The organism is Candidatus Stygibacter australis, from assembly GCA_030765845.1.
In the GTDB taxonomy this organism is placed as follows: domain Bacteria; phylum Cloacimonadota; class Cloacimonadia; order Cloacimonadales; family TCS61; genus Stygibacter; species Stygibacter australis.
In genome coordinates, this window is sequence record JAVCDJ010000078.1 from 1 (window position 1) to 5,466 (window position 5,466).

Annotated in this window: 4 protein-coding genes; all 4 read right to left on the reverse strand. The window is 38.3% G+C overall.

Going from position 1 to position 5,466, the window contains the following annotated elements; genetic code table 11:
- The coding region (locus RAO94_04615) for a hypothetical protein (protein MDP8321618.1) at positions 1–870 on the reverse strand (870 nt) is incomplete at its 3' end.
- 596 nt (positions 871–1,466) lie between these two features.
- A complete protein-coding gene (locus RAO94_04620) occupies positions 1,467–2,864 on the reverse strand; it encodes a peptidoglycan DD-metalloendopeptidase family protein (protein ID MDP8321619.1) in 1,398 nt (465 codons plus the stop codon).
- A 257-nt stretch (positions 2,865–3,121) separates the two neighbouring features.
- Positions 3,122–4,687: a PAS domain-containing sensor histidine kinase gene (locus RAO94_04625; protein ID MDP8321620.1), complete on the reverse strand. Its 1,566-nt coding sequence runs from the start codon at positions 4,685–4,687 to the stop codon at positions 3,122–3,124.
- Positions 4,688–4,847: 160 nt separating this feature from the next.
- Positions 4,848–5,466, reverse strand: a 619-nt coding sequence (locus tag RAO94_04630) for an AMP-binding protein (protein ID MDP8321621.1), incomplete at its 5' end; no start/stop codon positions are given.

Here is a 5,466-nt window from a genome sequence, read left to right on the forward strand (position 1 = left end):
AAGCTTATTTTGCTCTTTTAATTTCTGCTCTTTTTTGTATGCTTCAAAATCTTCATTTGCTTCCTTTGGCAGCATCCAAACCTGATAGCCATTTACGGGTCCTGGTTCTACTGGCAATTTCCACTCAAACTGTAACCTGTTGGCATCTTCCACAAATACACTGGCAAGAGGTTTGGGCTTCTCAGGACTATTTCTCCTCGGTACACCTTTTACTGGTGTTACTTCAGGATAATAATGCCGTGCTTCATCCACAGCTATCACTGTATAATAATATTCCCGATCAGTTTTTAAATGCTTATACATAGCATCAAACTGATTAAGACGCAGACCGGAATATACATCCGTCTCTCCATCTTCATTCTCTTTTTCCACTTTTGTGGCTTGATGAAGATATTCCTTCTCCTGACCTATTCCCAGCACTACGTAATTGTCCCTTAACTGGGGACCATTAACAGTGATGTCCCGAGGATATTCCCGGTAAAGTGTCAGGTCAGGATGATCACCTTTTTCTTTTTTTAATTTTCCTGGTGACTCCAAGTCCACAAAACCTAACCAGCCGGAATCATAAAAATATACTGAATCTCCAGCTATGCCAGTCTTTAAATTTACATCGATCTTACCGATATAAAAAAGAGTATCAGCAACCGTTCCACGATAAACTCGATACTCAATAATCCTTCTATCCTTTGGTAATGGCGCCCAACTCACTACTAATCCACTCCCCGCATCGTCTGGTACATCTGATACGTGAAGGGATTTTACCATGTAGTCTTCCGGGTTCGCTTTTGCAAAGGATGAGTAAGGTAACAAGAAAGCTAAGATCAGTGCAAATAACACTAATCTGCCTTTCTGGTTCAGGTTAACCTTCATAAAGTACTCCTTCAACCTTATATTTAAATACATTTATTCAATTATCTGCAAATTCGTTACCACTCCGCAGGTTGTCAAATTTATTTTTTATCAATCCATATACATATCAACAAAATTATTTTCCCCGATACATTTCTTTGACACTATGCAATTGATATACAGTGATAAATCTCTGGTAAAAATGATGATGACCTTAGATTGCTAAGAATTTATCATTAGGAAACAATCGTTTTCTTGTATATTTATCTATCACTTTTTTACCCGGATTAAATTTTTCCCCAGGCTTTTTCTGCTCTAATTTAGCTAATTTCCTGTTTCAAACGGCCAAACAGGTATAACAACAAAGCACAATATAACAAAAAAATGTCAGTACGTGCTTTGTTGTTCCACCTTAAGGCTTCCTGATTACTTTTGATTACGCTAAAAGTATCTAATATAGTTGATTATATGATATTTCAGGTACTCTAGTTTTATATTAGTACAGTTTTTCTGTTGATTTTGCTGTTTTTGCTTTTTTCTCGGTATTATGTTCGTTCTTGTATGTATTTATGGATACATCGATTGAAAACAGAGATAATTATCAGGAGATTGAGAAATTACTCAATAATTCTCTGGTAACGTTTTCGTTTAAATAGCAGCAGGATCAGAAGCACGATTATGAGCAGAGATTGTGCTATAATGATGATCAGCAGCATAGTGGGATCCAGATTGATCGGATTTTTTTCTGAAGGCAGAAAGATATCCTGCTCCATACTGTCTGCAATGATCACTGGTTCATCTACTATTTCCGGTTCAATTTCTGATTTCAACTGATCTTTCAAATTCTGGACATTCTGCTTAAAAGCAGCCATTTCACTGGCAGGAACTGGTGGTCCGGCCACGTTTTTGAGTTTGAGCGGATCAATAGGGTTGCCATGCAGGTAGATAGTATAGTGCAGATGGTTTCCTGTGGAGCGACCCGTAGAGCCCACATAACCGATCACATCATGCTGCTTCACCTTTTGACCTGCTTTATATTTACCATACTTGCTCAGATGCCCGTAAAGAGTTTTATAGCCATTGGGATGCTTGATGATCACTGTATTGCCGGTGTGACCCGCATTCCAGCGAGCTTGCTGGATCACGCCATCGGCTGCTGCTTCGACCGGTGTGCCATAGGGTGCTGCATAATCCACTCCATTATGCATACTGTTTTTTTTTGTGATCGGATGTACCCTTCTGCCAAATTTACTGGTTATCCGGGTGAAATTCAAGGGGGATTTCAGGAAAGCCTTTTGGAAACAGACCCCCTTTTCATCGTAATATTTGCTGGAACCCTTGCTATCTGTAAAACGATAGGCAGTATCCTCAGAGGATTTACTGATATAGGAGGCAGCCAGAATATTACCGTATCTTACATGTTCACCATTGAGAGTATATTTTTCAAACAGAATTTTGATGCTGTCACCCTGGCGAGGGTCAATGAAAAAATCTATATCCCACTGGAATATCTGAGTGAAGAGCATGGCAAGGGCTGGCTGTTCACCTGCATCCAGAACTGTTTTATATAATGAGCTTTCTAGTACCCCTTCAATCAGCTCCACGTTCATGGTCAAGGTCTCTTCTGCTATCCTGGCAGTCATTGCTCCAGAGCTGTCACGATAGACCTGATACTTTTTGATAGGGTTTCTATAAAAAGTTAATTCATATATGAATCCGGTTGAATCAGTCATTACCTGGAACTTGTCACCAGGTTGTACATGTCGTAAATCAAATAGACTGTTCAAAGAGTTTACAGCATCGTAAACATCGTTACCGTTAAGTTCATTTTTAAGAAGAACATTAGCTAAAGTACCACCCTTAGGGATTTCACCACTAACCAGAAAAGGAGTAGGGAGATTTTGAACAGCAGTGATAGTAGTATCTACTTCTGAAAGCTGCTCATTTTGAAAATCAAATTCAATCTTTTTGGCGTTGTCAACCCCATTATCACGGCATGCGGGTAAAATTGCCATAAACAGACAAATCACGCTCAGTTTTATTATTTCAATAATATTCACAATCTAATCCTCAACACTTTTAGGGGAAGTAATCTGAACCAGCACAGGCTGTCAATAATAAAAAAGGCGGATTTTACATCCGCCTTGAGAGAGTTTTATGATTAAGTTTTGCTAATACATGATACATTAATTGTTCCAACCAGGAAAAAAAATCTAAATCAAGGAAAAAATTATCTTTAAGAGGTTATAATTATAAGTCGGGAAAGCGAAGATCAGTCTTTGTATTTCATCTTAGCCGGCAAATTAATCATAAAATCTGAACCGGCAATCGTGCGCATATATCTAATTTCACCTTTCAGCATTTCAGTGATCACATTTCTTGCCATATAGAGTCCCAAACCTTGTGATTCCTTATCCCCGGTCGTAAAATATGGTTCAAAGATGCGGGTGGCAATATCAGCTTCGATACCTCCGGCATTATCACCAATTATTACTTCCGCCGTATCATCCTTGAAATTGATCGAGAGAGAAATTCGCGGTTCAGATACATCTCTTTCTACTAAGGCTTCAATAGCATTCTCCATCACATTCACAACAGCCTGGGCAAAACGACGAGGATAGCCTTCCACTAATATTTTGTCATCAAGATTGGTTTTAACTTTGATCTTAGCGCTATGACAGGATGGCATCAACAGGTTTATTGCTTTTTTGATAACATCTGCGAGGATGAAATCCTGTTTGACCAGATCATCATTACTCAAATAGCGGAAAGTTTCCAGAGTATTTGAAAGATGCATAAGCTGGCTCACAGCACTATTAACTTTTTTATCAAATCTATCTTCATTAAGTTCGCCAAAATCATAATCATCCTGGAGTGACTGGATGAGTACAGTTGCATTATTAAGAGGCTGACGCCAGTAATGAGCGATTTTAGCCAGCAGTTCGCGATTGGTTTCCTGTTTAGCTTTTTCCAGAAGCTGCCATTCTTTTTCCTGCAGCTCCCTTTCTTTGGCAGAAACTGTCTCCTGCAAATGCTTTTCCAGTTTCAGCAGGTCATCCATCTTCTTCTTCACTTCTATCTGCTGCATTTTTCGGGTAGTGATATCATCAAAAACCAGGAAGAAGTATGACTTATTAGATGTTGTGGAAAGATAATAACCTCTAATGCGAAGATATAAATGCTCATTTCTTTGGATAATATCATCTGTTTCCAGATCAAATTCCACCAGATAGAGCAATAAATTATCGATAGCATAGCGATATCTGAGATTGGAGAGGAACTTGATCTTCAATACTGGCTGATTAAGCAGATTGTCTGGTTTTATCCCAGTAATCCTGGTAAAGGCGGGATTCATTGTAATGATATTGCCATCGCTGTCAAGGATCAATGAACCTAAAGGAAGGTTCTTAACCATTAATTCATGATACTGAACGCTGGTTGCCAGATTATTGATATCTTCCTTTTCTGCTGTGATATCAGAAAATATTCCTAAAGTGCCCAGAAACTTGTTATCAATATAAAGAGGAGCTGCACTCACCCGAAATACTCTTTGTTCTTCTGATTTTGTGATCAAGATCAACTGGTAAGATGAAGCCCGACCATCCTGACGAACGCCGGTAATCGACTTAACTCTCTGAAATTCATCTTCAATGGTGAGTTTATTGAATGAGCTTCCTATCAGATCAAGCTGCTTATAGCCCAATTGTTTACATAGTGTATCATTAATATAGGTGATATTCTCATCACAATCAACCGTAATGAAACCTTCTTCTTCAATAGTATAATCTACAAGGTCATAAATATCCTGAAGTATTTTCTGTTCTAAGGCGGTTTTCAACTTATTTTCAGCCTGCGTTTTCCCCTGCTTATCTTTACTATCGAAATTCACAATGACAAAAACCTCCAGCCCAGTTTTTCTTAAAATTTTTTGTTTATAACTTTCGTCAAGATAAATACTTTTAAAAGGAATTTATAGCAGGAAATCAATCTATATAATATTAGCAATCAAGCGAATTATCTTCTTCTGATACCTTTTTTTCCGGTTTCTTATGTACTAATGAATTTATCCGCGATTTTAAGTCTTCTTTATTTTCTTTCTGCTCCAGTCGTAATCTGCCGCAGATATTTTTTACTTCTCTAAAATCAATTTTCCCTGTTCCAGATAACGGCATTTCTTCTAAGACATAGAAACGTTTTGGTAAAGCAATAGCAGGTAATTCCAATTTTAGCTGAAGACTTAGCTTAAGCTTGTTATAATTTTCTGATGAAATTGCCACCGCGATCTCTGCTCCTTTTACAGGATGAGGTAATTCTACCACGCAGCATTGGATTTCTTCCGGCAGCAGACGGGTAATGACATCTTCCACCCGCACCAGAGACACCATTTCACCACCAATTTTCACAAATCTTTTCAGTCTACCCTTATGCCAGAGAAAGCCATCATCATCAAAACAGCCCATATCACCGGTATCGTACCAGCCATTGTGCATATGCAGTAAGGTTTCTTCATAATCACCCAGATAGCCGGTCATAACAAAATCACCTTTACAAAGGATTTTACCAATTTCTCCAGCAGGAAGATCCCTATCTGTTTCTACATCAATTATCTTCACTTTA